Here is a 25,358-nt window from a genome sequence, read left to right as displayed (position 1 = left end):
CCTCCGCTCAAGGTTGTGAAGTGGCCTGCGCGGCCTGGATTGCTTGCCATACCCGATGCGGCGTGGCCGGCATCTGCAGGTCCTTCACGCCTAACGGCGAGAGTGCGTCCAGAATCGCGTTGATGACGGCGGGCGGCGAGCCGATCGCGCCGGCTTCGCCGCAGCCCTTCACGCCAAGCGGATTGTGCGTGCACGGCGTGCCTTTCGCGGTTTCCACCGTGTACGAAGGCACATCCGACGCGTGCGGCATCGCATAGTCCATGTACGAGCCCGAGAGCAGCTGGCCGCTCTCGTTGTCGTACACGCACTGTTCGAGCAGCGCCTGGCCGATGCCTTGGCCCAGACCCCCATGCACCTGGCCTTCGACGATCATCGGATTGATGACGTTGCCGAAGTCGTCCACGGCGGTAAAGCGTTCGATGCGCGTTTCGCCCGTCTCGGGATCGACTTCGACTTCGCAGAGATACGCGCCCGACGGATACGTGAAGTTGGTCGGGTCGTAGAACGCGCTTTCGTCGAGGCCCGGTTCGAGCGTCTCCAGCGGATAGTTGTGCGGCACGTACGCGGCGAGCGAGATTTCCGCGAAGGTCTTCGTGCGGTCGGTGCCTGCCACGCGGAATACGCCGTCGACGAACTCGATGTCCTCCACGCCCGCTTCGAGCATATGCGCGGCGATCTTCTTCGCCTTCGCTTCGATCTTGTCGAGCGCCTTCATGATGGCCGAGCCGCCCACCGAGATCGAGCGCGAGCCGTAGGTGCCCATGCCGAACGGAATGCGGCCCGTGTCGCCATGCACGATCTCGACCTGCTCGATCGGCACGCCTAATCGATCGGATACGACCTGCGCGAAGGTCGTCTCGTGGCCTTGGCCGTGGCTGTGCGAGCCCGTGAACACCGTGACGGAACCGGTCGGGTTCACGCGGACCTCGCCCGCTTCGAACAGGCCCGCACGCGCGCCAAGCGCACCGGCGATGTTCGATGGCGCGAGCCCGCACGCCTCGATGTAGCATGAGTAGCCCAGACCTCGTAGCAAGCCTCGCGCCTTCGATGCGTCGCGCCGCGCGGCGAAGCCGTTGACGTCGGCGAGTTCGAGCGCGCGTCCGAGGCATGCTTCGTAGTCGCCTGTGTCATAGGTGAGGCCCACAGGCGTGGCATACGGGAAGCTCGTGATGAAGTTGCGGCGGCGGATCTCGGCGCGATCGATGTTCATCTCGCGTGCGGCCGTTTCCACGAGACGCTCGACCACGTAGGTGGCTTCCGGACGCCCTGCGCCGCGATATGCGTCCACCGGCACCGTGTTCGTGAACACGGCTTTCACTTCTGCGTAGATCGCGGGCGTGGTGTACTGGCCCGCGAGCAGCGTGGCGTAGAGAATGGTCGGCACGCTGGAAGCGAACGTCGAGAGATACGCGCCCATGTTCGCCGTGGTGTGCACGCGCATGGCGAGGAACTTGCCATCTTTGTCGAGCGCGAGTTCGGCTTTCGTTACGTGATCGCGGCCGTGTGCGTCGGATATGAAGGACTCCGATCGTTCGGCGGTCCACTTCACCGGACGGCGGATTTTCTTCGAGGCCCACGTGAGCGCGACATCTTCGGCATACAGAAAGATCTTCGAGCCAAAGCCGCCGCCCACGTCGGGCGCGACGATGCGCAGCTTTGTTTCGGGCAGCCCGAGCACGAACGCGGCCATGAGCAGGCGCTCGACGTGCGGGTTCTGGTTGGACACGTACACGGTGTAGCTGTCGTCGTGCTGCGAGTAGCTCGCGTTCACGGCGCGCGGCTCGATGGCGTTTGGAATGAGCCGGTTGTTGACGATGTCGAGCGTCGTTACGTGCGCGGCCTGGGCGAACGCGGCGTCGGTCGCGGCCTTGTCGCCGTGGCCCCACGTGTAGCAGGTGTTGTTCGCCACGCCGTCGTGCACGAGCGGCTGTCCCGCGTCGGCCGCGTGCGCCGTGTCGACGATGGCGGGCAGTTCTTCGTAATCGACTTCGACGAGTTCGGCGGCGTCCTTTGCGGCCTTGACCGAATCGGCGATCACGAGTGCGACCTGGTCGCCCACGTGGCGCGCTTTCTCGTGCGCGATCACGGGATGCGGCGGCTCGTTCATCGGCGTGCCGTCGATGCTATGGATGAGCCAGCCGCACGGCAGGCCGCCCACGTTTTCCGCCGCGAGGTCCGCGCCGGTGAAAACAGCCACGACGCCAGGCGATGCTTTCGCCGCGTTGGTGTCGATGCTCTTGATACGCGCATGCGCGTGCGGCGAGCGCACGAACACGGCGTAGGTTTGCGCGGGCAGCACGACGTCGTCGGTGTACTGGCCGGCGCCGGTGAGGAAGCGGAAGTCTTCCTTGCGCTTCACCGGCGCGCCGATCATGCGATTGGGTTCGGGTGCGTTCATGGTGGCCTCCCGAGTCACGCCGTCGTGGCGGCAGCGGTTGCGCCCGCGCGCATTTCCTGCGCGCCCGCGACCACGGCCTTCACGATGTTGTGATAGCCCGTACAGCGGCAGAAGTTGCCGTCCAGGCCTTCGCGCACGTCCGCTTCAGTGAGGTCGGGCTTGTCGGCGGCGAGCGCGGTCGCGCACATCACCATGCCAGGTGTGCAGAAACCGCATTGCAGGCCGTGGCATTCGCGGAACGCGGCCTGCATCGGATGCAGCGTGCCGTTTTTCGCGAGGCCTTCGATCGTCGTCACCTCCATGCCGTCGCATTGCACGGCGAGCTGGTTGCACGACTTGATCGCGCGGCCGTTCAGGTGGACGGTGCAGGCCCCGCATTGCGCCGTGTCGCAGCCGACGTGCGTGCCGGTGAGACGCTGCTGTTCGCGCAGGAACTGGACGAGGAGCGTGTGGGGTTCGACCTCGGCGGTCACGGGCGCGCCGTTGACCGTGAGGCTAATACTGATCGTCATTGATTGTCTCCAATGTCGACCGGAGCCGGTGCTGCGCGTGACTCCGGTCCCATACCATGTGATGGGATAGAGACCTGCCTGGGCCCGCTTTTTTACACTGAATCGACCGCCATAACCGCCCGCAATCGAACTTGCCCGTCTCAAGCATTGCGCCTCATTGCGCGCGCAACGCATGCCGCCGCGCAAAACGCGCGAGGCGATTCGGGCGAGTGGAACAAGTGCGGGTGGAGCGGAATCTGGGTCCGGCTGGTGCCTTGCTCTTCAGTGAAGCCTGGGGGTGACGCCCGGACAGTAAAGCACACTTTACTGAATTCCGCTGCGCGGGGTTTTACCCTCCAGAATGCTTGCGAAGCGCGTAAAAAAACGGCCCGCCTCGATGACTCGGGGCGGGCCGTTTGCGTTGCAGTGCAGCGATTAAAGCACGATCACGCGCTGATCAATCGTGATGCACCGGCTCATGCGGTGCGTGCGCGAGGCGCGAATGCCGGCGCGAGTAGCCGAAGTAGACGATCAGGCCGAAGCCGGTCCAGACGAGGAACGCAACCCACGTGAGCGGCTGGAGGTTGATCATGAGAAAGAGGCACGAGGCCACCGCGAGAATCGGCACCACGGGCACGCCCGGGCAGCGGAACGCGCGCGGCAGGTGCGGGTGGGTCTTGCGCAGCACGAGCACGGCGATCGACACCATCGAGAACGCGGCGAGCGTACCGATGTTGATGAGTTCGGCGAGCACGTTCAACGGCACGAGCGCGCCGATCAAACCGAAGAAAATGCCCACGAGCCAGGTCGTGAAGAACGGCGTGGCGAAGCGCGGGTGCACCTTCGACAGTTTGGCGGGCAAGAGGCCGTCGCGCGACATCGCGTAGATGATGCGGGTCTGGCCGTAGCTCATCACGAGGATCACGGTGAGCATGCCGAGCACGGCGCCCAGATCGATGAAGCCCGCGACCCAGTTTTCACCCACCACCTGCAGCGCGAACGAGACCGGGTGGCCAACATGGGCGAAGCGCGGCGAGGGCACGATGCCGGTCACGACCGCCGCCACGGCGACGTACAGCACCGCGCACACGGCGAGCGAGGCGATGATGCCGATAGGCAGATCGCGCTTGGGGTTCTTCACCTCCTCGGCGGCGGAAGACACCGAGTCGAAGCCGATGAACGCGAAGAACATCACGGCCGCGGCGCCGAACACGCCGCGCCAGCCGTTGGGCATGAACGGATGCCAGTTCGCGGGGGTGACGTGGAACACGCCCACGGCGATCACGAGCAGCACCACGGTCACCTTGATCGCCACCATGATGTTGTTGATGCGCGTGGATTCGCGCACGCCCACGGAGAGGAGCGCCGTGATCGCCATCATCACGAGGAAGGCGGGCAGGTTGAAGAGCGTGTGCACGCCGGGCACGGCGCCGGGTGCGGCCGTGAGTGCCGCGGGCAGCGTGAGGCCGAAGCCGGAGAGCAGCGACTGCAGGTAGCCGGACCAGCCCACCGAGACCGCGGAAGTGGCGAGCCCGTACTCGAGCATCAGGTCCCAGCCGATCACCCACGCGGCCAGCTCGCCGAGCGTGGCGTACGAGTAGGTGTAGATCGAGCCGGCCACGGGAATGGTCGAGGCGAATTCGGCGTAGGCGAGCGCGGCGAAGCAGCAGGCCACCGCCGCGAACAGGAACGAGAGCATGAGGGCCGGGCCGGCCTGCACGGCGCCCGTGCCGGTCAGCACGAAAATACCGGTGCCGATGATCGCGCCGATGCCGAGAAAGGTGAGGTCGAGCGCGCCGAGTGCTTTTTTCAGGCCGGCGCCCTTCGCGCTCGCCTGCAGCATGTGTTCGACGTTCTTCTTGCGAAAGAGGGACATTTGGCGGGGAACTCCACTTAAAACGCGCGAAGGCGAGGAACCGGCGCGGTGGGTCGACCCACCCCCGCCTTCGCCGGCTTCGCGTGCCGGATGTCTGGGGGAAACCCTAAATTTTAGCGGATGTACTGTGGGAGACCGGTTGAGCAGGGTCGCAAACGTACGTTTTGCGCGGACGATTCCGCCGCAAACCGGGACGCGCGAGCGCGATCCTTGCCGGGACCCGCGCAAACGGCGAATTTCATTTCCGGATCAACGGGTTGTGGCGAGAAGGCAGCCTTGATGCCGCCATGTCGGCTGGGATCAGGCGCTGACGGTAGGCGAGAGGTCGACGAGCCGGTTGCTCATCACGTAGAAGGTCAGCTCGGCGTTGTTGGTGAGCTTCATTTTTTCGAGCAGGCGCGTGCGGTAGACGCTCACCGTCTTCACCGAAAGCGAGAGCGCGTGCGCGATGTCGGTGAGACGTTTGCCTGAGGCGAGCATGCACAGCGTCTGGTATTCGCGGTCGGAGAGCTTCTCGTGCGGCAGTTGCTCGCCGTCCACCAGCACGTAGTCGGCGAGTGCTTCGGCCATGGCCGGGCTCACGTACTTGCGGCCCGCGGCGACCTGCTGGATCGCCCCGATCATCTGCGCGGCGTCCACCGTCTTCGAGAGATAGCCCGCTGCACCCGCCTTGAGCGCGCGCACCGCGTATTGATCCTCGCGATACATCGAGAACATCAGCACCGGCACGCGCGGCGCCTTTTTCTTGGCGCGCTTGAGCACTTCCACGCCGTTCATGTCCGGCAGCGAGATGTCGAGCAGGACCACGTCGCACACATGCTTCGCGATCGCGGCGAGCGCCTCGGCGCCCGTTTGCGCCTCGATGACCTCGGTGGCGATGCCGCGGTCGAGCAGCAACTGGCGAACGCCCTGGCGCACGACGGCATGGTCGTCGACGAGCAGGATGCGATGGGTCATGAGCGGGCGCCTTCTTTCATAAGGAGGGGCGAGGCGGAATGGGAGACGGCAAGCAGCGCGTCCCAGGCAAAGCGCGCGCGCACGGTCGTGCCGCGCTGGGGGGCTTCGTGCTGTGCGCCGTCGTGAACCGCGCGCGCGAGGCCGCCCTTGACGGCGCGCAGCGAGCCGCCGAAGGCGGCGCAGCGCTCGCGCATGCCGGCGAGGCCGTAGTGACCCGAGCGGGCGTCGCGTTTTTCGGTGCTGCCGTCGTTCTGACCGTACGACGGGTTGCGGCGCGTGCGGCCGGCGCTGCGCACGAGGCCGATGCCGTCGTCGGCGACGGTGAGCGTGAGGTGGCGCGCGGTGCTTTCGAGCCGCACCTCGGCGCACGTGGCCTGCGCATGGCGCGCCACGTTGGCGAGTGCTTCCTGGGCGACCCGGAACACGGCGAGCGCGGCCTCGGCAGGCAGACGTGCGAGGCGCGCGTCGTCGCTGGCGTTGGCCACGCGGGCGGCGAGGCCCGTGCGCGCGGCGAAGCCTCGCACCCAGCCCGAGAGCGCGGGAGCAAGGCCCGCATCGAGTTGCGGCGCGTGCAGGCCGTCTAGCACGTGGCGCATCGCGCCAGTCGCGGCTTCGAGCGAGCGGGCCACGAGCGCGAGCGCCTCGGCGCATTGCGGCGGGGCGTTGGCGGGCAGCCAGGTGTGAACGTTGGCGAGCGCGAAGTGCGTGGCGGCGAGCTCCGCGCCAACGCTGTCGTGCAGGTCGCGCGCGAGACGGTGGCGCGCGGCTTCGTCGGCGTGAATGGATTGGGCGGCGCTGCGGTGGGACAGCGTCCGGTCGAGGTCTTCGAGCGCGGCCACCGTGGCCGCTTCGTCGGCGGCGGACCATGCGAGGAAAGCGAAAACGTCGACGCCATGAGCGGCGCGCGGCGCATCGCCGGCAGGCGTGCGCGCGTTCGGCGCGGCATATCTCGACGTTTCCATCCATCCCCCGTTCAGGAACCGGTTCCTGCTGTCAGACATCCGTCGGTATTGGACTCTCCGGCGTGACGGCAAACAGCACGGCGCAGCGTAACGAAATTTACAACCAGTAACAACCTGGCTCTGCCCCTGGACACGGCGCAGTGTATCCAATGTTGCGCTGCGATAATATCTTAAAAATAAAAAAACTTCAGGCTGGACAAGGGTTAGCGACAAAACCTCAGGTGTAGCATGAGGTCGCAGGTCTTTGTCATGTAGGAAAAATACTGACAGGAAAGGTATCGTATTTGTGTGACAACTGTAACTGCCTTCTCAGCAAATCCTCGGCAAAATAAGGGGCCAAATTAAAACGTCCGGGCGAAAAAAAACCGGAGCGCAAGGCTCCGGTTTTTCGAGTCGCGGGCGACGAGGGCGCGGCGCTCAGCCGACGAACGCCTTTTCCACCACGTAGTGACCCGGCTCGTTGTTGCTGCCTTCCTTGAGGCCGGCCTGTTCGAGCAGCTCGACGGTGTCGCGCAGCATGTGCGTGCTGCCGCAGAGCATGATGCGGTCGCGCTCCGGCGAGAACGGCGGCAGGTCGAGGTCTTCGAACAGCTTCTTCGTGTCGATCAGCTCGGTGATACGACCGCGGTTGTCGAACACTTCGCGCGTGACGGTCGGGTAATACACGAGCTTCTCGCGCACGATCTCGCCGAGGTATTCGTGCTCGCGCAGCTCTTGAGTGATGAAGTCCTTGTACGCGAGTTCGTCGACGAAACGGCAGGTGTGCGTGAGCACGATCTTGTCGAAGCGGTCGTAGATGTCCGGGTCCTTGATGATCGACATGAACGGGGCGAGGCCCGTGCCGGTCGAGAGCATCCACAGCACCTTGCCGGGCAGCAGGTTGTCGGCCACCAGCGTGCCGACGGGCTTCTTGCCGATCAGAACCTTGTCGCCGACCTTCAGATGCTGCAGGCGCGACGTGAGCGGGCCGTCCGGCACCTTGATGCTCAGGAACTCGAGATGCTCTTCATAGTTCGCGCTCGCGAGCGAGTACGCGCGCATCAGCGGCTTGCCGTCCACTTCGAGGCCGACCATCGTGAACTGGCCGTTGTCGAACCGCAGGGCCTGGTCGCGCGTGCAGGTGAAGCTGAAAAGCGTGTCGGTCCAGTGATGGACGCTCAGAACGGTTTCTTCGGTGAATTTGCTCATGGTTCCTGAAGTGCGAAACAAGCGCCGCCTGACTGCGGCGATCCTGCCGGCCTGCTGTCCAGTACAGCGTAGTCTTTGACGATATGCCCGGGACCCGGATGCGCGAGTCCCTGTTGTGTTGCCAGTTCGCTTCGCTGCGAACGAAGCGCAATCCGCTATTTTACCGCGCTCGAGCCGCGAAGACCTGCGTGATCCCGCTCGATGCCGCTTGTCGATCCGCCTGAACCGGGTTGGGTTCCCCAAGCGCTGCAAGGGAGGGTGGCTCGCTGCGGCAGTGTGTGCTGGCTCCCGCACGCGGGCGCAACACGTATCGGCGCGCATCGGCGGGTCTGCTGGCGACGGCAAAAGGTGGCGGCGGTCAGCCGCGCGCTCACGCGGGCCCGCGCTGAACCTTGCCAGGACCCGCGAGAGCGGGGTCTCGTGCGGCTGGCAACGCGCGCCAGATCCCGATCAGGCGACCGGCGCGTGCGAATTTTCGGCTAGATGATACCGGAAGCTCTGACAGCCCGCAGCATTGACCCTGCTGGCGGGGCAGTTTCGGCGCTACTTTTAGGCGCCGATGCGTGCGTAATGGCGCCATTTTCGACGCTGCAGCAATGGTGCGGCAGTGCGCCGCGGCGCGTGAAATGCATGAGGCGCGCGAGACCTGTGACCGCGCCCTAGCGGTCGGCCGCGAGCTTCACGCCGAGCCCGATCAGCGCGGCGCCGCAAAACGCGTCGATGGGCCGGCGCAGGCGGCGGTAGCCGCGCTGGGTGCGGTCGTCGGCGAACAGGAAGGCGAGGCTGCAATGCCAGCCGAACGACATCGTGGCGACCGTGGCGAGCGCGACACCGTAGAACCACAGCGGCGGGTGCGCCGGAAACACGGCCGCGAACACGCTGGTCCAGAACACGCACGACTTGGGGTTCGTGAGGCAGGTAATGAGTCCGGCGCGCCAGGTGCGCAGCCAGGCGCGTCGGTCGGCGGGAGGCAGCGGTGCGACGACGGCTTGCGCCGCGGCGGCCAGTTCCCGCCGCACGCCCGAGCGCAGCAGCTTGAGCCCGAACCAGACGAGATAGAGCGCGCCCGCCACGCGCACGCCGTTGTAGAGCCAGCCAATGTGCTGCAGCACGGCCGCGAAGCCGAGCATGGCGAGCGCCGCCCAGAGTGTGGAGCCCACCCCCACGCCCGCGGCCGACGCTACGCCGAGGCCCCTGCGGCCGGCGAGCGAAAGCTGCGTGACCATGAAGAAGTTCGGGCCTGGGCTGATGAGCGCAAACAGATAGACGACAACGATCTGCAGCAGCGTGGCTAAGTAATGCATCTGAGGACACCTGACGAAACGCGCGGCGCGCGCGACCCGACATCTTAGCGTGGGCTCGCGCGCGCCGCTGGCCGCGATCGGGTGAGTGTCGCGCGGATGCTTCGGCTGGGCAGCGCGCCCAGGTTCAGCGCGTCAGTCTTCGAGGCGCAGGCGCGCCATGTACGGCAGGTGGTCGGAGAGCCAGGCGGTTTCCTGCGCGGGCTGGATCAGTTCGACGGGCTTCAGGCCCCGCACGAACATCTTGTCGAGCGCGAGCGCCGGGGAGAACGCCGGGAAAGTGCGCGCCGGTTCGCCAAGCAGCGTCGCGACTTCCTGCAGGCCATGCTCGGCAAACAGCGGCACGGAGTCGTTGCGCCAGTCGTTGAAGTCGCCCGCCAGCACGAGCGGCCCCTGCGGCGCCTCCTTCACGATCCAGTGCGCGATCCAGTTCATCTGCCGCAGCCGCGCGCTGCGCGTGAGCGCAAGATGCGCGCACAGCAGCGTGACGGACTGCCCGGCGACGTTTGCGCGCGCAACGAGCAGCCCGCGCCGCTCGAAGCGGTGCGCGGAGATGTCCCAGCGTCCGCCCAGATCGAGCGGATGCGGCGAGAGGATCGCATTGCCGTGCCGCCACGACGGCTTGAACACGTTGGGCCCGAGGGCGATCTGCAATTCGAGCGCGGTGGCGATTTCGGTGGCCTGGCAGTGCCAGACGTCGTCGAGCGGGTCGCCCAGCTGCGCGCCGAAGGCGGAGGCCAGCACCGGCTGCGGCAGGCGGCGGGCCATCGCTTCCTGGAGAAACCAGGCGTCGGCGTGGGTGGACTGCACCCAGCGCCGCATGGCCTCCCAGGCCTCGAAGCCCAGCGGCGAGCGGCCCTTGTGCAGATTCCAGCTCACGGCGACGAAGTCTTTGCTCTGCGAGGTGTCGATGAGCGGTTGTTCGGGATTTCGCATGCGTTTTTTCTAACGGATTGGGTCACGCCGGGTCATGCTTAGCCTCTGCGCGTTCTCACTGTGCGGTATCACTGCGCGGACGCGGACGGCGGCGCCAGCGTTGCGCGCACTCGATACGCAAGCGAGGGGTTCTGGTCGACGATCTGCCAGCTCACCCATTGCCCGTCCGGCACGATCAGGCCCGGATGGCTCGCATTCACCTGGCGCGGCTGCGGCGGCAGCCGGCAGCCTTCGGGCGTGCTCGGCGCGGCGTCGGTTTCGAGCGTTTCCTGCGCGTCGATCGACAGGATGACCTGGTTCGCGCGCACCTGCAGCGGCGAAACGGTGATCGTGCGCGACAGATCGATACTGCCTGCCGGCTGGTCCTTGCAGCCCACGCTGTGCGAGACGACTTTGTGATGCGTGTCGGTGTGCGCCTGGCCGATCGAGGTCGTGGCATTGAACGCGTCGATTTGCTGGCCGTCGCGCATGACCTGCAGTTCCCACTGGACTGCGCCCTGCGTGACAGGTGCCGCTGCTGGCGCCGCAGCAGACGCAGCGGAGGCGGTTTGCGGCGGGGGCGGCGGCGATGAGGCCGTCGGGGCTTGCGCCGGCGCGCACGCGCTTGTTCCCGCGAGAGCGGCGAACAGCGTCACGGCAAGGCGATGTTTCCACAACTTCATATGACTGGCTCCGTGCACGGCGCCGCGCGAAGCGACGGTGTCGGCAACGCTACGGCGGGGCGGATACGTTCTGACCATCGATCCTATACCGGGTTCGCAAACGCCGGACCGCAGCGGTTCATCCAGACATGGGGACGCGGCGGGCACGCTTCAACCGTGGCGCGCCGAGCGATTAGTTATTGAAGTGCAACAACCATAAGTTCGATGGGGTGATTCGCCGCATATTGTTGTCGTGACTGCAACGCAGACTTGTTCCTTATCGGGATGGTTTTTCGATAGCTCGTGTTTACACTGGCCTCGACGTGTCCAACACGTTGTTCGGATTGCACCGGCTGGCCAGCATGTGTTGCAAAGCTTGCCGGGCATCGCCACGAAGGAGCCTCGCCATGAAGAAGTCCGTCACGCTTGCTGCCCTGCTGGTCAGCGCCGCCACCGCCCTTGCCGCCGCGCCCGCATTCGCAAGCGGCGAGTCGGCGCCTGCGGCGGTTCAATCGCTGTCCGTCGCGGCCGTCGCCACGCACACCGCCCCGAAGACGCGCGCCGAAGTGAAGGCCGAACTGGCCAGCGCCCGTGCTCACGGCGGCGAACTGAGTCTGGACCCGAATTCGCCGGCGTATCCGCAGCAATATGCGATGGGCGGTTATACCGCGCCGCGCGAGCAGGCCGCGGCGGGCTTCTTCCACGTTCGCGGCGCCGCCAACTGACGCTCCAGCTGCCGCGTTCTTTGTTCCCTTCCGCTCTTTCCAGGCGAGAGTCTGGCGTAGCCTCGCCGCCGGGCAGCGTACAATTTTTGTCATACGGCGGCGCGATTTTTGCGCCGCTGGCCCCATGGCAGAGAGGATCGCGACGCAGCCGGCCAGTCTGCCGGCGCGGCGAAGGCGGGACGCAGGGACATGGACCAGATCGAATGCGTGGTGATCGGCGCGGGCGTGGTCGGCCTCGCCGTAGCGCGTGCGCTTGCCGCGCGCGGGCGCGAGGTGATCGTGCTCGAAGCCGCCGAGGCTATCGGCACCAGCACCAGTTCGCGCAATAGCGAGGTCATTCACGCCGGGCTCTACTACCCGCGCGGCTCGCTCAAGGCAACGCTCTGCGTGCGCGGGCGTGAAATGCTCTACGAGTACTGTGCGTCGCGCAACGTCGCGCATGAGCGCTGCGGCAAGCTGCTCGTCGCCACGGCGGCGAACCAGATTCCGCAACTCGAGGCGATCCGCGCGCGCGGCAAGGAAAACGGCGTGTTCGACCTCACGCGCATCAGCGGGAGCGAGGCGCTTGCGCTCGAACCGGCGCTCGAATGCGTGGCCGCCGTGTACTCGCCGCAAACCGGCATCGTCGACAGCCATCAGCTCATGCTCGCGCTGCAAGGCGACGCCGAGCGCGACGGCGCCGTGATCGCGCTGAAGTCGCCGGTCGAGTCGATCGATGCGCTCGGCGGCGGCTTCACCGTGAAGACTGGCGGCGACGCGCCGATCGACATCCGCGCCGCCTGCGTGGTCAACAGCGCAGGCCTTTATGCCACCAAGCTTGCCAAGCGCATCCGCGGGCTCGACGCGCGCCACGTGCCGCCGTTCTATCTTGCGCGCGGCAATTACTTCAGCGTTTCGGGGCGCGTGCCGTTCACGCGCCTCATCTACCCGATGCCCAACGACGCCGGCCTCGGCGTGCATCTCACGCTAGACCTTGGCGGCCAGGCGCGCTTTGGCCCCGACGTCGAATGGATCGATGCGATCGATTACGACGTCGACCCACGCCGCGCCGATTCCTTCTACGCGCAGATCCGCACCTATTGGCCCGCGCTCCCCGACGGCGCGCTGCAGCCGGCCTACGCGGGCATTCGCCCGAAGCTCTCCGGCCCGGGCGAAGCCCCCGCCGACTTCATGATCCAGGGGGCGGCGTCGCATGGCGTGCGCGGGCTCGTGAACCTGTTCGGCATCGAGTCGCCGGGGCTCACGGCGTCGCTCGCGATCGCGCAGCGCGTGTGCGAGATGGCTTCGTTCGATTGATCGGTGGGCGCGTCATTGCCGCCCAAGCGGCATCATGCCGCTGACTTATCTCCAGCATTGCAGCGCCACCGGGGCTTGCTTCGTTGTTAAGCTTCTTCGCGACGCCGCCACCAGAGCGGCTAAGAGGCATGCGCGGCGTGCGCCACACGAAAATCGCCGCGCGAAAACCCAGCGAATGAATCGCCACAATACTGGAGTGAGTCACATGAAATCGTCCCGCCGCAGCTTTCTGATTACGAGCATCGGCGTCGCTTCGACGCTCGCGCTTTCGCGCCAGGCCTTCGCCGACGCGCCCAAGGCTGCCGAATCCGATCCCACCTCCCAGGCGCTCGGCTACAAGCTCGACGCGACCAAGGTCGACAAGGCGAAGTTCGCGAAGTACGCCGCCGGTCAGGACTGCAGCAACTGCACGTTCTACCAGGGTAAGGCCACCGACGCGTTCGCGCCGTGCCCGATGTTCGGCGGCAAGCAGGTCGCGGGCAAGGGCTGGTGCAGCGCCTACAACAAGAAGGCGTGATGAAACGGCGCGGGCGGCGCAGCGCGTAGACCCCACACGCCTCGCCGCCCGCGCGTCGTACGTAAGCGCGCTAGAGTCGCGCCTGCAGCAAAGGCGGCCGGCGGTTGAACCACGGCCGCGCCGCCTCCAGTTGCGCGGCGAGCCGCAGCAACAACGCGTCGTTGCCCTCGCGGGCGGCGAACTGAACGCCTATCGGCAGCCCGCGCGCGTTCCACGCGAGCGGCACCGACATCGACGGCTGGCCCGTCAGATTGAACAGCTCCGTGCACCCCGCCCACGCGAACGCCTTGTTCGAGGCTTCGGTCAGCAGCTTTCTCATCAGCACTTCCATCGGCATGGCCGTGACCGCGCGCATCTGGATGCGCTCGCTCTGGCTCGGCTTCAGTTCGCCGATCTTCACCGGCGGCGCGGCGAGCGTCGGGCACAGCAGCACGTCGTAGCGCTTCATCAGGTCCGCGAGCTGCGCCGTGATGCGCTGCTGCACGTCGAGCGCCGCGGGCAGCTCGCGCTCGCCGAGCTTCTGGCCGACGTGCGCCATGGCCCACGTCGAGATTTCGAACTCCCGGCGGCGCGGCTTCGTGCCCGTGATGTCGTCCGCGTGCAGCACGTACTGTTCGGCCACCACCGACCACAGCATGAGGAACGCCTCGCGCGCCTCCGCGTAATTCACGGGCAGCGAATACGGCTCCACGCGATGGCCGAGCGAGGCGAGCAGTGCGGCGGCATCGTCGAGCGCGCCGCACACTTCGGGCGAGAGCGTGTCCGCGAACATCGGCTCGGTCAGCAGCGCGACGGCGAGCGGCTTCGAGCCGTCTAGCGGCGTGCGCGCGGCGTCGAGGAAGGTGCCGCTCGCACCGGCAGGCAGCGCGGGGTCGCCGGCGATCAGGTCGAGCATGAGCGCGCTGTCACGCACGCTGCGCGAAACCGCGAGATCGACGCCGAGCGCACCGGGCGGCGGCGGCACGTCGGACGCCGGCTGGAACGCGCGCGACGGTTTGAAGCCGAAGAGCCCGCAGCACGACGCCGGAATGCGGATCGACCCGCCGCCGTCGGACGCGTGCGCGAGCGGCACGATGCCCGCCGCGACCGAAGCGGCCGCGCCGCCGCTCGAGCCGCCGGGCGTGTGATCGAGGTTCCACGGGTTGCGGCACGGGCCGAACAGCTCGGGCTCGGTGTAGGGCATTTGCCCGAGTTCGGACGCGCTCGTCTTGCCGAAGATGTTCAGGCCCGCAGCGCGAAATCTTGCGACCACGGGCGCGTCGGCGGTGGGGATGTAGTGGCGGTAGTGGCGGCTGCCGAGCGTCATGCGCAGCCCGGCCACCGCCGCGCCAAGGTCCTTCACGAGAAACGGCACGCCCGCGAGCGGGCCTTCGGTTAGCGCGTTCACACCGTTGCCGGACGCCTCGATGCGCAGCGCACGCTCGCGCGCCGCCTCGTAGTCCTTGAGGACGATGGCGTTGATTGCCGGATTGGTGGCTTCCGCGCGGGAGATGGCGGTGTCGAGCAGTTCGCGCGCGCTCACTTCGCGGCGGCGCACGAGATCGGCGAGGCCGATGGCGTCGTATTCCAGATAGTCGGACTGCAAGGCGCGCACTCCTCGTCGTCGGGTTGGGGCTGGGTTTGCTCGAAACGGGCAGCGTACGCAAGGAGTGTAAGCGGGCGGCGCGCTCGCCGGGTGTGTCGTTGCGCGCGCATCGACGCATCAACGCGCGCGCGTGACGACAGACGGGCGGTGGCAAGACGGCCGCCGCCCGCGAGACAACGGTATTACAGATGCTCGGCGAGGAAGCTCAGCGTGCGGCCGTGCGCGAGCGCCGAAGCATGCTGGTTGTACGACGCACGCACCGAGCAGTTGAAGCCGTGATCGGCGTTCGGGTACAGGTGGAATTCGGCGTTCGGGCGGCCCGCGAAACGCTCCTTCACCTGGCCCACCGCCGAGAGCGGAATGCCGTGATCGAGTTCGGCGTAGTGGAAGAGGATCGGCTTGGTGACCTTGTCGGCGAGGTCGAGCTGATTCTGGATGCCGCCGCCGTAGTAGGACACCGCAGCATCCACCGAGCCGCTCGCGGCCGCGAGATAGGCGAGACGCCCGCCGAAGCAGTAGCCGATCGCCGCGACCTTGCCCGTGCACTCGGGCAGCGCGCGCAGCGTGGCCGCCGTCGCGGCGATGTCCTCGACCACGAGATTGACGTCCGTCTTCTGCATCAGCGCGATGCCGCGGTCGCGGTCCGCGCCCACGTATTCGAGCTCGACGCGCGGGGCCGCACGCCAGAACACGTCGGGGGCGATCGCCACGTAGCCGTCGAGCGCGTATTGCTCGACGACGTCGCGGATGTGCCCGTTCACGCCGAAGATTTCCTGCAGGATGACGATGCCCGGGCCCTTGCCGCCCTTGGGCAGCGCGAGATACGCGCCGAAGCTGTCATTGCCGGCGGGAATGTCGATCCATCTGGTCGAAACGCTCATGTTGTTTCTCCGTCTTCATTAAGGAGTCGTGCAATGCGCCGCGGTGGGCCGGCCGTGTGCAGGCAGCGGGCCAGCGCGCCGCTCGCGGCGCATCGCGAAATCGGGGAGCCAGTTTGCCATAGGCCCTTGACCCTCTGCAGCGCAGGTCAATCTCGCAAGCGGATCGTAATGATCTCGATTATTCATTTTTCGGGCAGGCGGGGTTTGGCTAGAGTCGGGAGCGATTTGCATCGTCACGCCTCATTCAGCCAGACAAGGATCGCGTCATGAATTCTGTTCCCGCCTTGCGCACGTCGCCCGACTTTTCCACCCCGTTCAGCCGCCGGTTCGGTTTGCGCCTGCCGCTCGTGCAAGGGCCGATGGCGGGCGGTCCGACCACGCCGGCGCTCGTCGCGGCGGTTTCGAACGCGGGGGGACTCGGCTTTCTCGCCGGGGCGGCGCTTGCGCCCGAGAAGATCGCGAGCGAAGTCGCCGCGATTCGCGCGCTCACGGACAAGCCCTTCGGCGTGAATCTTTTCGTGCTCGACCCGGCGAATCCCGACGATGCCACCGTGCGTCGCGCACTCGAAGCCATCGATCCGGTGGCCGCGCACCTGGGTCTGCCGCCAGGCGAGGCGCTCGCACGCTACGCGCCGGACTTTCGCGCGCAGCTCGATACGGTGATCGAGCTGCGCGTGCCGGTCGTGAGCTTTACGTTCGGCCTCTTGCCAGCAGCCGATGTCGCGCGCCTGCACGCAGCCGGAAGCTACGTGATGGGCACGGCGACGCACGTGGCCGAAGGCCTCGCGTGGCGCGACGCGGGCGCGGATGCCATCGTCGCGCAAGGTGCCGAAGCGGGCGGCCATCGCGGCACGTTCATCGGCGAGGCGCCGCACGCGCTCGTGGGCACGATGGCGCTCGTGCCGCAGCTTGTGGATGCGGTGGATGCCGCCGGCCTGCCCGTGCTGGCAGCGGGCGGAATCATGGACGGGCGCGGCATCGTCGCCGCACTCGCGCTGGGTGCGCAAGGCGTGCAGATGGGCACCGCGTTTCTTGGCAGTGCGCAAAGCGCGATTCCCGCCGACTGGAAGGCGCGGCTGCGTGCATCGACGGATACGGCGACCTCGGTCACGCGCGCGATCACAGGGCGCCACGCGCGCGGTATTCGCAACGCACTCATGCAGCAACTCGAGGCGCGGCCCGAGACGGTCGCGCCGTACCCCGTGCAGAACGCGCTCACGCAACCGTTGCGGCAGCACGCGGCGCGCGCTAACGACGGCGATTATCTTTCGCTGTGGTCGGGCCAGGGCGCACCGCTCTCACGCGCGCGCGAGGAAGGCCTCGGCGCAGGCCAGATCGTCGAAGCGCTCGACGCCGAATGGCGCGCGGTGCTCGGCAAACTCAGCGGCGAAATCAGTGGCGAAATCAGCGGCGAAATCAGCGGCAAACCCAGTCACGAATCGTGAGGCACGTAGCCGCATGAGATGGGCGCGGGCAACGCATCGGCATCCGAAATTAATCGAATACTTACTTGAACCGGCGCGCGCCAAAAACGCGTGCCCGGCAGCAATACAACTCGCAAACGTTATCGCGAATGCGAGGGATTTTCATATCGTCGTAATGCGTCCTGGTGTATTCCCGGAACGCGTGCGCTAACACACCAATAACTCCCGTCAAATAATCTCAAAAATGATTCGCGCCGGGCGCCTCAGGGAATCTCCCAATAATTGGATCCAAAGTCGGGATGCCTTATTACATAAGCCTTGCGGTCGATTGATCAGGGTTTCGAACTGTTGTTGCAGGACGCATATTGGTACTCGCACCAATATCTGAAAAAAGTCCCCCAAATTAATTTGATCACCTACACTTGCGCGCAAGTATGGATGGGCGGCCCGCCATGAACGGGTCATTCGACATACTGGCCAGGTGCATCAAGGATGCATCCTGCGTGGTCGTCCGCACGGGGAGCGACACGTTCGGGGCGCGGGAGCACTGGGCGATTACGTAGCTTTTGGGTTCGAAACTGGAGACTTACATGAATATCAAGCTTCACAAGCTGTTGCCGATCAGCGCGGCGGCCATGCTGGCAGCGTCGTTCGCAACGGTGTCGAGCGCCGACGAAACGATCAAGATTGGTCACGTCGCGCCGCTTACGGGCGGTATTGCGCACCTCGGCAAAGACAACGAAAACGGCGCACGTCTCGCAGTCGAAGAGATCAACGCGAAGGGCCTCACGATCAACGGTCAGAAGATCACGCTCGTGCTCGACGCACAAGACGACGCAGCTGACCCGCGCACGGCTACCCAGGTTGCGCAGAAGCTCGTCGACGACAAGGTCGTTGCCGTTGTCGGCCACTTGAACTCGGGCACGTCGATTCCGGCATCGAAGATCTACAGCGATGCGGGCATCGTGCAGATCTCGCCGTCGGCCACGAACCCGGCCTACACGCAACAAGGCTTCAAGACGACCTACCGTGTCGTGGCGACCGATGCCCAGCAAGGCCCGGCGCTCGCGAACTACGCGGCGAAGAACCTGAAGGTCAAGACCGTTGCCGTGGTCGACGACTCGACGGCTTATGGCCAGGGTCTCGCGAACGAATTCGAGAAGACCGCCAAGGCACTCGGCATGAACGTGGTGTCGCATGACGCGACCAACGACAAGGCCGTGGACTTCCGCGCCATTCTCACGAAGATCAAGGGCGAAAACCCCGACGCGATCATGTACGGCGGCATGGACGCCACCGGCGGCCCGTTCGCGAAGCAAGCCAAGCAGCTTGGCCTGCGCGCGAAGGTGCTCGCGGGTGACGGCGTCTGTACCGACAAGCTGGCCGACCTCGCCGGCGACGCGACCGACAACATCGTGTGTTCGGAAGCCGGCATGGCGCTCGAAAAGATGCCGGGCGGCAAGGAATTCGAAGCCAAGTTCGAGAAGCGCTTCGGCCAGCCGATCCAGATCTACGCACCGTTCACGTATGACGCCGTGTACATCATCGTCGACGCCATGAAGCGTGCGAACTCGACCGATCCGGCCAAGATCCTCGCCGCCATGCCGACGACGGACTACAAGGGCGTGATTGGCGAGACGACCTTCGACTCGAAGGGCGACCTCAAGCACGGCGTGATCTCGCTGTACAACTACAAGTCGGGCAAGAAGTCGCTGCTCGACGTCGTGAAGATGTAAGTCGCGTTTCGCGATTTCGCTCACGCGATTGGAAAAGCCCGCGGGTTTCGGCCCGTGGGCTTTTTTTCGTCCGGAGTTTCGCGTGACGCTTGAGTCGATGCGCTGCGTTGCGCTTTTAGATCCCCAGCCGCCGCAACACCTTCGGCCCCGCAAATGCCACGAGCGCCGCGCACAACGCGACGACGGCGAGCCCGACCGTGAGATTGGTCACCTGCGTAATGCCGCCGATCACCACCGGCCCGAACAGCAAGCCGAAATACGCGATGCCCGCCACGTGCGCTAGCCCTTCGGCTGCGTGGATGCCTTTCACGCGCGCGGCGGCTGCGAACAGCACCGGCATCATGTTGGCGAGGCCGAGGCCCATGAGCGTGAAGCCCGTGAGCGCCGTGAACGAGAACGGCAGCAGCAGCGCGCCGATCATGCCCGCGCATGCGAGCGAGGCGCTCGCCATCACGAGCTGCGGCGCGCCAAAGCGTGCGCGCACGGCGTCGCCGGCGAAGCGCGCCGCGGCCATGCCGCCCGAGAACGCCGCGTACGCTGCGCTAGCGAGCGCAGGCGTTGCGAGCACGACGTCGCGCATATAGACCGTGGCCCAGTCGTACATTGCGCCCTCGGCGATCAGCGCGATGAGCGCGATGGCGCCAAGTGCCCAGAGCGCGGGCGTGCGCCAGCGGTTGCCGGTTTTCGCATGCTCGCCGTGCGTGGCGTGCGGCACATGCGGCAGGACGGCCGGGCACGAGACAAAGAGCACGAGCGCCGCAAGCGCCGACGCCAGAAACAGGTGCAGCGCCGGCGCCATGCCGTGCGCGAGCAGCGCGCCGCCAATCGCCGCGCCCGCCATGCCGCCCAGGCTGAACATGCCGTGCAGCCCCGACATGATCGGCTTGCCGACGGCTTCTTCCACGGCACTCGCTTCGGCGTTCATGGCGACGTCGAGCGTGGCCATGCCCACGCCGAAAAACGCGAGCACGACGATCAGCATCCAGTAATACGGAACCACCAGGATCAGCGCGCCGCACACGGACATCGTGAGGCCGCCGGCGAGGCACGCGCGTCGCGAGCCCACGCGCGCGATCCAGCCGCCGATGGTCGTCATCGCCGCAATCGAGCCGCCCGCCACCGCGAAAAGCGCGTAAGAGAGCAGCGCCGCGCTCAGATGGAACTTGTCGCGCACGGTCGGCACGTGCACGCCCCACGACGCGTACATCATGCCGGCGATGAAAAAGAGCGCCATGGTCGCGATGCGCGCGCGATGACGCGTGGCGGCGGGCAGCGCCCGATGGTGGGCGGCGGGGCTCGCCACGGAGATGGCGGGATCGGTCGTTCGGTCGGACACGGGAATTCCGGGCAGAAGGAAGAGAGGAGACCAGGAAGGCGTCTGAAAGCAAACGATGATTCTAACGAAGGTGCGACTCGGCTGTCGGAGCGCGTTTGCCGAGGCAACTGCTCTAATATCGAGAGGATCCGCCGTTCGAGGACGCGCCCTTGAAGATTCCTGCCCACGCCCCGCTGCATTTGCTGCATCAAACGCCCACCGGCACGCTCGCCACGCACTCGCGCGAGCCGCGCGGCTTCCCGTATCCCACGCTGCTGCCATTCGCACCCGACGCGCGGCACCGCCCGGTGATCCTCGTGAGCCGCCTCGCCGAGCACACGCGCAATCTGCTCGACGACCCGCGCGCGGGCTTTCTCGTCGCGCACGCGCCGGACGCCGACGTGCTGAACGCGCCGCGCGCCACGCTGCTCGGCCGCTTCGAACCGGTCGATGCTGCCGACCGCGAAGCGAACGAGGCGCTGGCGCGGCGCTACGTGCGCTATCACCCGGACGCCGAGCGTTATCTCGCACTCGGCGACTTCACCTTCTGGGGCATGCAGATTGAGCGGCTGCGTTATATCGGCGGGTTTGGCGCGATGGGCTGGATGGAGGGCGCCGATCTCGACACGCTGGAGCCACTCGCACCCGCCGACGAAACCACGCTGATCCGCTTTTTCGAAGCCCACCCCGCGCGCCGCGCCGGACTCGATCTGGCAGGGGTGGACCGCTACGGCGCCGATCTTGTGATCGACGGCGCGCGCACACGCTTCGTTTTCGATGCGCCGCAGTCTGATTTGCAAACCTTGCATGCGGTGCTAGCGGACTGCATTGAGCGCCATATGCCCTGACGGGATTTTGTGTTCCGTGTGGGCGTTATCCGCCCGTGTATATAGCGTGTCGTCTCATGCTGCTTCGCAGCAACCCGTTTCTGTCCCCGTTGATTGGCCCAAAGTTGTCATGGGATGAAATGTTTGACGTATTTCAAAGCATTTAATTTTCATCCGCTGCTAATTATGAGATGGGGATTTATCTGGCAAATGCGAGATTTAGTAAAAATACCGATTTGCACGAAATGACAATGAGTTAGACGCTTGCCGGAAGCGACAGGATTCGAAATTTGGTTTAAATTATTTTTATTCCTTACGCGCATCCCGGCATTCAATTCTGTGTTAATCTCGCCACCGATTTCCGAGGCGCGCATCTATCAATCGGCATACTGGCGCGAGATCAGTAGCCATTAAGATCAAACCACAAGGGCACCTATGTCTTCCTACAAGGAACTCCTCGCTCAGCGAGAAAAGCTGGAAAAGCAGATTGAAGAGGCGAAGGCTCGCGAATATGCCGAGGTCCTCGACGAAATCAAGCAGAAAATGGCCGACTACGGCATCACCCTGGCAGAACTCGGTGGCGGCCGCGCTAGCGCCAAGGCCGCGAAGGCAGCCAGCCGCTCGCGCGCAAGCGTCGCGCCGAAATACCGCGATCCCGACAGCGGCAGCACCTGGTCGGGCCGTGGCAAGCCGCCGCGCTGGATCGCCGGTCAAGACCGCGATCGTTTTCTGATCCAGAAGTAAATCAACGTGTCAGCGGCGCGTTTGAACGCGCTGTGCATGAGTCGAAGCAGGAGCGGAATCGGGCAAGGTATCGCCTGATTTCCGAAAACAAGAAGCCGCGCAGTCCGGGGACGCGCGGCTTTTTGATTTACTGCGCCGCGCCCGATGGGAACGGGCAGTACCCGCGGCTTGAATGAGAATGCTTCTTGGTATTGTAGGCATCTGATTTAAAAGAGATTTTTAGGGGAATCCATAAAATCGACGCATACGGTCGCTACAATCGCGGTTATTCCCTAATTTGCTCTCTCGCCGCGCATGACTGCTTCTGTCGCCCCACCGTTATCAGATAAACACGCAGTCGCGCGGCGGACCACGTGGGTCAGCGTTGCCGTCAATAGTGTTCTGGTGGTGCTGCAAATCGTCATCGGCGTGATTGCGCATTCGCAGGCGTTGATCGCCGACGGCGTACATTCACTGGCCGATATTGTTTCCGACTTTGTCGTGCTACTAGCCAACCGGCATAGCGGCGCAAAGCCGGACGCCGATCATAACTACGGCCACAGCCGTTATGAAACGGTTGCGTCGTTATTCCTCGGCGCATTATTGATTGCGGTGGGCGTGGGCATGCTGGTGCGCGCCGGCACGCGCATCATGAATCTCGGCGATATTCCGGCACTGCACGTGAGCGCGCTGGTCGTTGCGCTCCTCGTGCTGGTTTCCAAGGAAGGGCTCTTTCGCTACATGCTGCGCGAGGCGCAGCGCGTGCGTTCGGCCATGCTGATCGCCAATGCGTGGCATGCGCGCTCGGACGCGGCTTCGTCACTCGTGGTGGCGATCGGTATTGTGGGCAGTTTGGCGGGCGTGCGGCTGCTCGATCCGATCGCGGCGGCCATTGTCGGCTTCATGGTCGCGCGCATGGGTTGGGTGTTCGGCTGGGACGCGCTGCAGGACCTCTCCGACCGCGCGCTCGACGAAGCCGCGGCCGCCGACTTGCGCGCGCTGCTGGTGAGTACGCCCGGCGTGCTCGACGTGCACGAGATGCGCACGCGCAAAACCGGCGATCTCGCGCTCGTGGATGCGCACATCCTCGTCGATCCGCTGATTTCGGTTTCGGAAGGGCATTACATTGCGGAGACGGCGCGCGCTCGCCTGCTCACCGATCCACGCGTGCTCGACGCGCTGATACACGTCGATCCCGAAGACGACATGCATGTGCGCTCCGTGGCCAATCTGCCGCCGCGCGACGACGTGTCGGAGCGCTTGCGTAATGCGCTGGCGCAGCACGACGTGCATGTCGAAGCGGTGACGCTGCACTACTTGAGCACGGGGCTGGAAATTCAGGTGGTGCTGGCGGCAGCCGACGACGCCCGCCGTCTTGCCGCAGTGGACCTGGATGCGCTACGCGCGCGCTTGGGCGCGAACAAGCTCGACGTGATGCAGTCGCTCGATGCACACGGCACGCTGGCAACGCACGACAAACCGCGCGAGACAGATTGAATCGCGAATCGCGATTCGCGATGAGTAAGCGGCGCGGCAAAAACGCCGCCGCGCCTTCGCGGCTTCAAAGCGGCAATTGCGTGTCGAACTTGATTTCCCGCAGCACGACGCTCGTGCGCACCTGCGCCACGGCGGGAATGCGGAAGATGCGCTCGTGCAGGAAGGCGTCATAGGCCTTGATGTCGGGCGCAACGATCTTGAGGATGTAGTCCGATTCGCCGGTGGTGCTGTAGCACTCGGTGACTTCGGGGCAGGTGGCGATCTCGCGCTCGAAGGCTTCGACGCCGCCTTCGGTGTGTCGCGTGAGATGGATATGCGCGAGCGCGCAGACGTGCAGGCCCAGCTTCTCGCGATCGAGCAGCGCCGTGTAGCGCTGGATCACGCCCGACTGTTCCATGTCCTTGATTCGGCGCCAGCACGGCGTGCTGGATAGCCCCACCTGGTCGGAGATTTCCTGCACCGAGCGGCGCGCGTCGAGCTGCAGCAGGCGCAGGATCTTCTGAGAGAACGTATCGAGTGTCAACTGCGCCTCCATTGCGTCGCTGTATTCCTGAATGGTAGAGGCCAGGAGAACAGAACGCAATGCGAAGCACAAATGATGAGGGAGATTACCTAATTTGCCGGAGCGCTCGCGGCGTTTTGCCCTGAGTCGTCCCCATCAGCGACGAGCGCGGCTTGCTGCGCGCGCAGGTCGGCCAACATGTTGCAGAAGAGGGCGCCTTGCTCGATCGCGTCGTCGAGCGCGACGTGCGTGTGCGGATGGTCGTCGAACCAGTGCTTCGGAAAGCGCGGCTTGATGCACTTGCGGTACGGCAGGCCCGTCATCGCGAAGGCAAGCGTCTTGATGTCGAGCGCCGACCACGAGAACGGGCAGCGCCCGGCGAAGCGCATCATGTACCAGAACATGAAGGTGAAATCGAAGCCCGCCGGCATGGCCACGAACACGGGCTTGCCGGGCAGCGCCTCCACCCATTCCACATAGGCGACGAGCGCCGCCGCCGGATTTTGCAGATCCTTGCGGCAAGCGGCCCACGCCTCGGGTTGCGTCTCCCACCAGGCGGCTTGCACCGGGTGCGGCGCGGCGCCTTCGAGCATCTCGAGATTGGCCGAGAACGTGGCGATCAAACGCTTGTCGGCGGTGTACGCCGCCGAAGCGAAACTCAGCATCGAGTGCGGGCCGGGAATGGGACCATCGGCCTCGACGTCGGTGCTGACGTAAATCTCCTCAATGGCAGCTTGATTCATCGTACTTTTCACTCTCATCCAGGTACGCCATCTGCGACGTAGGGGTTGGAGCGGCGCTCCTCGCCGAATGTCGAAACCGGGCCGTGGCCCGGCACGAACGTGACGTCGTCGCCGAGCGGCCAGAGCTTTTCACGGATCGAACGAATCAGGTCGGCATGATTGCCGCGCGGAAAGTCCGTGCGGCCGATCGAACCCGCGAACAGCACGTCGCCCACCGTGGCGACCCGGTGCTTGCGGCTAAAGAAGATCACATGACCCGGCGTGTGCCCGGGGCAGTGATAGACCTCGAGTTCTTCGTCGCCAAAGCGCACGGTGTCGCCGTCGTGAAGCCAGCGCGTGGGCTCGAACGCCTCGGCGTGACCGAAGCCGAAGCGCACGCTCTGCTGCGGCAACTGATCGATCCAGAAGCGCTCGTCTTCCTGCGGTCCTTCGATCGGCACGCCGAACTTTGCAGCGAGCGCCTTCGCGCCGGCGCAATGGTCGAGATGGCCATGCGTGAGGAGCACCTTCTCCAGTTGCACGCCCTGGCGCTCGATCTCGGCCTCGATGCGCTCGAGATCGCCGCCCGGATCGACGACGGCGGCACGGTTCGTCGTTTCGTCGACGAGCAGCGAGCAGTTTTGCTGGAACGGCGTGACAGGAATCAGCGTGATTTTCATGCGGGGTTCGTGGGCGGTTTTGTGCGGCTCAGGTCTTGCGGGGCGCAAGCCGCGGCGCTTCGAAAGCGACGGTGCGCGCCGGTGGCCACAGCCAAAGGATCGATTGTACCGGGGTGCAGGAAGCGCCGCCGACGCTGCTCGCGGCGGTCTGAATCCCTTGTCAGACAAGGGATGCGGC

23 protein-coding genes are annotated in these 25,358 nt (G+C 65.5%); 8 read left to right on the top strand and 15 right to left on the bottom strand.

Features of this window, described 5'->3' with window-relative positions:
* Nucleotides 1-7 precede the first annotated feature (7 nt).
* The 9 genes from U5A58_RS01245 to U5A58_RS01205 all read right to left on the bottom strand — a co-directional run bounded on the left by U5A58_RS01245 (nucleotide 8) and on the right by U5A58_RS01205 (nucleotide 10,765).
* Nucleotides 8-2,398 carry a xanthine dehydrogenase family protein molybdopterin-binding subunit gene (locus tag U5A58_RS01245; RefSeq protein WP_321959999.1) on the bottom strand — a complete coding sequence of 797 codons (2,391 nt, stop codon included), beginning with the start codon at nucleotides 2,396-2,398 and terminating at the stop codon, nucleotides 8-10.
* A 14-nt stretch (nucleotides 2,399-2,412) separates the two neighbouring features.
* Nucleotides 2,413-2,910 carry a (2Fe-2S)-binding protein gene (locus U5A58_RS01240; protein WP_321907397.1) on the bottom strand — a complete coding sequence of 166 codons (498 nt, stop codon included), beginning with the start codon at nucleotides 2,908-2,910 and terminating at the stop codon, nucleotides 2,413-2,415.
* Nucleotides 2,911-3,346: 436 nt separating this feature from the next.
* Entirely contained in the window at nucleotides 3,347-4,765 is a 1,419-nt protein-coding gene (locus U5A58_RS01235; RefSeq protein ID WP_321959998.1) for an amino acid permease, read from the bottom strand.
* Between the two features lie 300 nt (nucleotides 4,766-5,065).
* Nucleotides 5,066-5,722, bottom strand: a complete 657-nt coding sequence (gene rqpR / locus U5A58_RS01230; RefSeq protein WP_321907401.1) for a response regulator transcription factor RqpR — start codon at nucleotides 5,720-5,722, stop codon at nucleotides 5,066-5,068.
* Nucleotides 5,719-6,684 carry a sensor histidine kinase gene (locus tag U5A58_RS01225; protein WP_321959997.1) on the bottom strand — a complete coding sequence of 322 codons (966 nt, stop codon included), beginning with the start codon at nucleotides 6,682-6,684 and terminating at the stop codon, nucleotides 5,719-5,721. Before U5A58_RS01225 ends, rqpR begins: the two co-directional genes overlap by 4 nt.
* Nucleotides 6,685-7,101: 417 nt before the next feature.
* Nucleotides 7,102-7,872, bottom strand: coding sequence for a ferredoxin--NADP reductase (locus U5A58_RS01220; protein ID WP_321907404.1), 771 nt, complete (start codon nucleotides 7,870-7,872; stop codon nucleotides 7,102-7,104).
* Nucleotides 7,873-8,531: 659 nt separating this feature from the next.
* Entirely contained in the window at nucleotides 8,532-9,176 is a 645-nt protein-coding gene (locus U5A58_RS01215; RefSeq protein WP_321959996.1) for a LysE family translocator, read from the bottom strand.
* 132 nt (nucleotides 9,177-9,308) lie between these two features.
* Nucleotides 9,309-10,109: an endonuclease/exonuclease/phosphatase family protein gene (locus U5A58_RS01210; RefSeq protein WP_321907407.1), complete on the bottom strand. Its 801-nt coding sequence runs from the start codon at nucleotides 10,107-10,109 to the stop codon at nucleotides 9,309-9,311.
* A gap of 68 nt (nucleotides 10,110-10,177) precedes the next feature.
* The gene (locus tag U5A58_RS01205; RefSeq protein WP_415774155.1) at nucleotides 10,178-10,765 is read right to left on the bottom strand and encodes a hypothetical protein; all 588 of its coding nucleotides are present in this window, start codon (nucleotides 10,763-10,765) and stop codon (nucleotides 10,178-10,180) included.
* A gap of 392 nt (nucleotides 10,766-11,157) precedes the next feature.
* Between U5A58_RS01205 and U5A58_RS01200 the strand changes: the two genes are divergently transcribed.
* The 3 genes from U5A58_RS01200 (at nucleotide 11,158) to U5A58_RS01190 (ending at nucleotide 13,288) form a co-directional block, all read left to right on the top strand.
* The gene (locus U5A58_RS01200; protein WP_321959994.1) at nucleotides 11,158-11,475 is read left to right on the top strand and encodes a DUF4148 domain-containing protein; all 318 of its coding nucleotides are present in this window, start codon (nucleotides 11,158-11,160) and stop codon (nucleotides 11,473-11,475) included.
* Between the two features lie 189 nt (nucleotides 11,476-11,664).
* Nucleotides 11,665-12,771 (top strand): NAD(P)/FAD-dependent oxidoreductase, encoded by a 1,107-nt coding sequence (locus U5A58_RS01195; RefSeq protein WP_321959993.1) that lies wholly within the window; start codon nucleotides 11,665-11,667, stop codon nucleotides 12,769-12,771.
* Nucleotides 12,772-12,976: 205 nt separating this feature from the next.
* Nucleotides 12,977-13,288: a high-potential iron-sulfur protein gene (locus U5A58_RS01190; RefSeq protein ID WP_028203157.1), complete on the top strand. Its 312-nt coding sequence runs from the start codon at nucleotides 12,977-12,979 to the stop codon at nucleotides 13,286-13,288.
* 70 nt (nucleotides 13,289-13,358) lie between these two features.
* On the opposite strand, the gene U5A58_RS01185 is transcribed toward U5A58_RS01190, so the two are convergent.
* Both U5A58_RS01185 and U5A58_RS01180 read right to left on the bottom strand, forming a co-directional pair.
* Nucleotides 13,359-14,873: an amidase gene (locus tag U5A58_RS01185; protein WP_321959992.1), complete on the bottom strand. Its 1,515-nt coding sequence runs from the start codon at nucleotides 14,871-14,873 to the stop codon at nucleotides 13,359-13,361.
* Between the two features lie 182 nt (nucleotides 14,874-15,055).
* Nucleotides 15,056-15,754, bottom strand: coding sequence for a dienelactone hydrolase family protein (locus U5A58_RS01180; RefSeq protein WP_321907414.1), 699 nt, complete (start codon nucleotides 15,752-15,754; stop codon nucleotides 15,056-15,058).
* Nucleotides 15,755-16,020: 266 nt separating this feature from the next.
* On the opposite strand from U5A58_RS01180, the gene U5A58_RS01175 reads away from it, so the two are divergent.
* Nucleotides 16,021-17,199 (top strand): nitronate monooxygenase, encoded by a 1,179-nt coding sequence (locus U5A58_RS01175; protein WP_321959991.1) that lies wholly within the window; start codon nucleotides 16,021-16,023, stop codon nucleotides 17,197-17,199.
* A gap of 569 nt (nucleotides 17,200-17,768) precedes the next feature.
* On the top strand, nucleotides 17,769-18,914 hold the full coding sequence (locus tag U5A58_RS01170) for a branched-chain amino acid ABC transporter substrate-binding protein (protein ID WP_321907416.1): 1,146 nt from the start codon (nucleotides 17,769-17,771) through the stop codon (nucleotides 18,912-18,914).
* A 115-nt stretch (nucleotides 18,915-19,029) separates the two neighbouring features.
* On the opposite strand, the gene U5A58_RS01165 is transcribed toward U5A58_RS01170, so the two are convergent.
* Entirely contained in the window at nucleotides 19,030-20,250 is a 1,221-nt protein-coding gene (locus U5A58_RS01165; protein WP_321934427.1) for an MFS transporter, read from the bottom strand.
* Between the two features lie 149 nt (nucleotides 20,251-20,399).
* Here U5A58_RS01165 and U5A58_RS01160 point away from each other — a divergent pair, with 149 nt between their 5' ends.
* The 3 genes from U5A58_RS01160 to U5A58_RS01150 all read left to right on the top strand — a co-directional run bounded on the left by U5A58_RS01160 (nucleotide 20,400) and on the right by U5A58_RS01150 (nucleotide 23,276).
* Nucleotides 20,400-21,077 (top strand): HugZ family protein, encoded by a 678-nt coding sequence (locus tag U5A58_RS01160; protein ID WP_321959990.1) that lies wholly within the window; start codon nucleotides 20,400-20,402, stop codon nucleotides 21,075-21,077.
* 414 nt (nucleotides 21,078-21,491) lie between these two features.
* Nucleotides 21,492-21,800, top strand: a complete 309-nt coding sequence (locus U5A58_RS01155; RefSeq protein WP_069265202.1) for an H-NS family nucleoid-associated regulatory protein — start codon at nucleotides 21,492-21,494, stop codon at nucleotides 21,798-21,800.
* Between the two features lie 294 nt (nucleotides 21,801-22,094).
* A complete protein-coding gene (locus U5A58_RS01150; protein ID WP_321959989.1) occupies nucleotides 22,095-23,276 on the top strand; it encodes a cation diffusion facilitator family transporter in 1,182 nt (393 codons plus the stop codon).
* Nucleotides 23,277-23,340: 64 nt separating this feature from the next.
* On the opposite strand, the gene U5A58_RS01145 is transcribed toward U5A58_RS01150, so the two are convergent.
* The 3 genes from U5A58_RS01145 to U5A58_RS01135 form a co-directional block, all read right to left on the bottom strand.
* Nucleotides 23,341-23,811 carry an Lrp/AsnC family transcriptional regulator gene (locus U5A58_RS01145; RefSeq protein ID WP_174479506.1) on the bottom strand — a complete coding sequence of 157 codons (471 nt, stop codon included), beginning with the start codon at nucleotides 23,809-23,811 and terminating at the stop codon, nucleotides 23,341-23,343.
* Nucleotides 23,812-23,888: 77 nt separating this feature from the next.
* The gene (locus tag U5A58_RS01140) at nucleotides 23,889-24,521 is read right to left on the bottom strand and encodes an exonuclease (RefSeq protein WP_321959988.1); all 633 of its coding nucleotides are present in this window, start codon (nucleotides 24,519-24,521) and stop codon (nucleotides 23,889-23,891) included.
* A gap of 14 nt (nucleotides 24,522-24,535) precedes the next feature.
* On the bottom strand, nucleotides 24,536-25,180 hold the full coding sequence (locus tag U5A58_RS01135; protein WP_158756708.1) for an MBL fold metallo-hydrolase: 645 nt from the start codon (nucleotides 25,178-25,180) through the stop codon (nucleotides 24,536-24,538).
* Nucleotides 25,181-25,358: the final 178 nt, after the last annotated feature.

It is taken from the genome of Paraburkholderia sp. J7 (assembly GCF_905220155.1).
GTDB lineage: Bacteria > Pseudomonadota > Gammaproteobacteria > Burkholderiales > Burkholderiaceae > Paraburkholderia.
The sequence above is the reverse complement of the archived record's forward strand: the minus strand, read 5'-3'. Positions and strand labels throughout refer to the sequence as shown.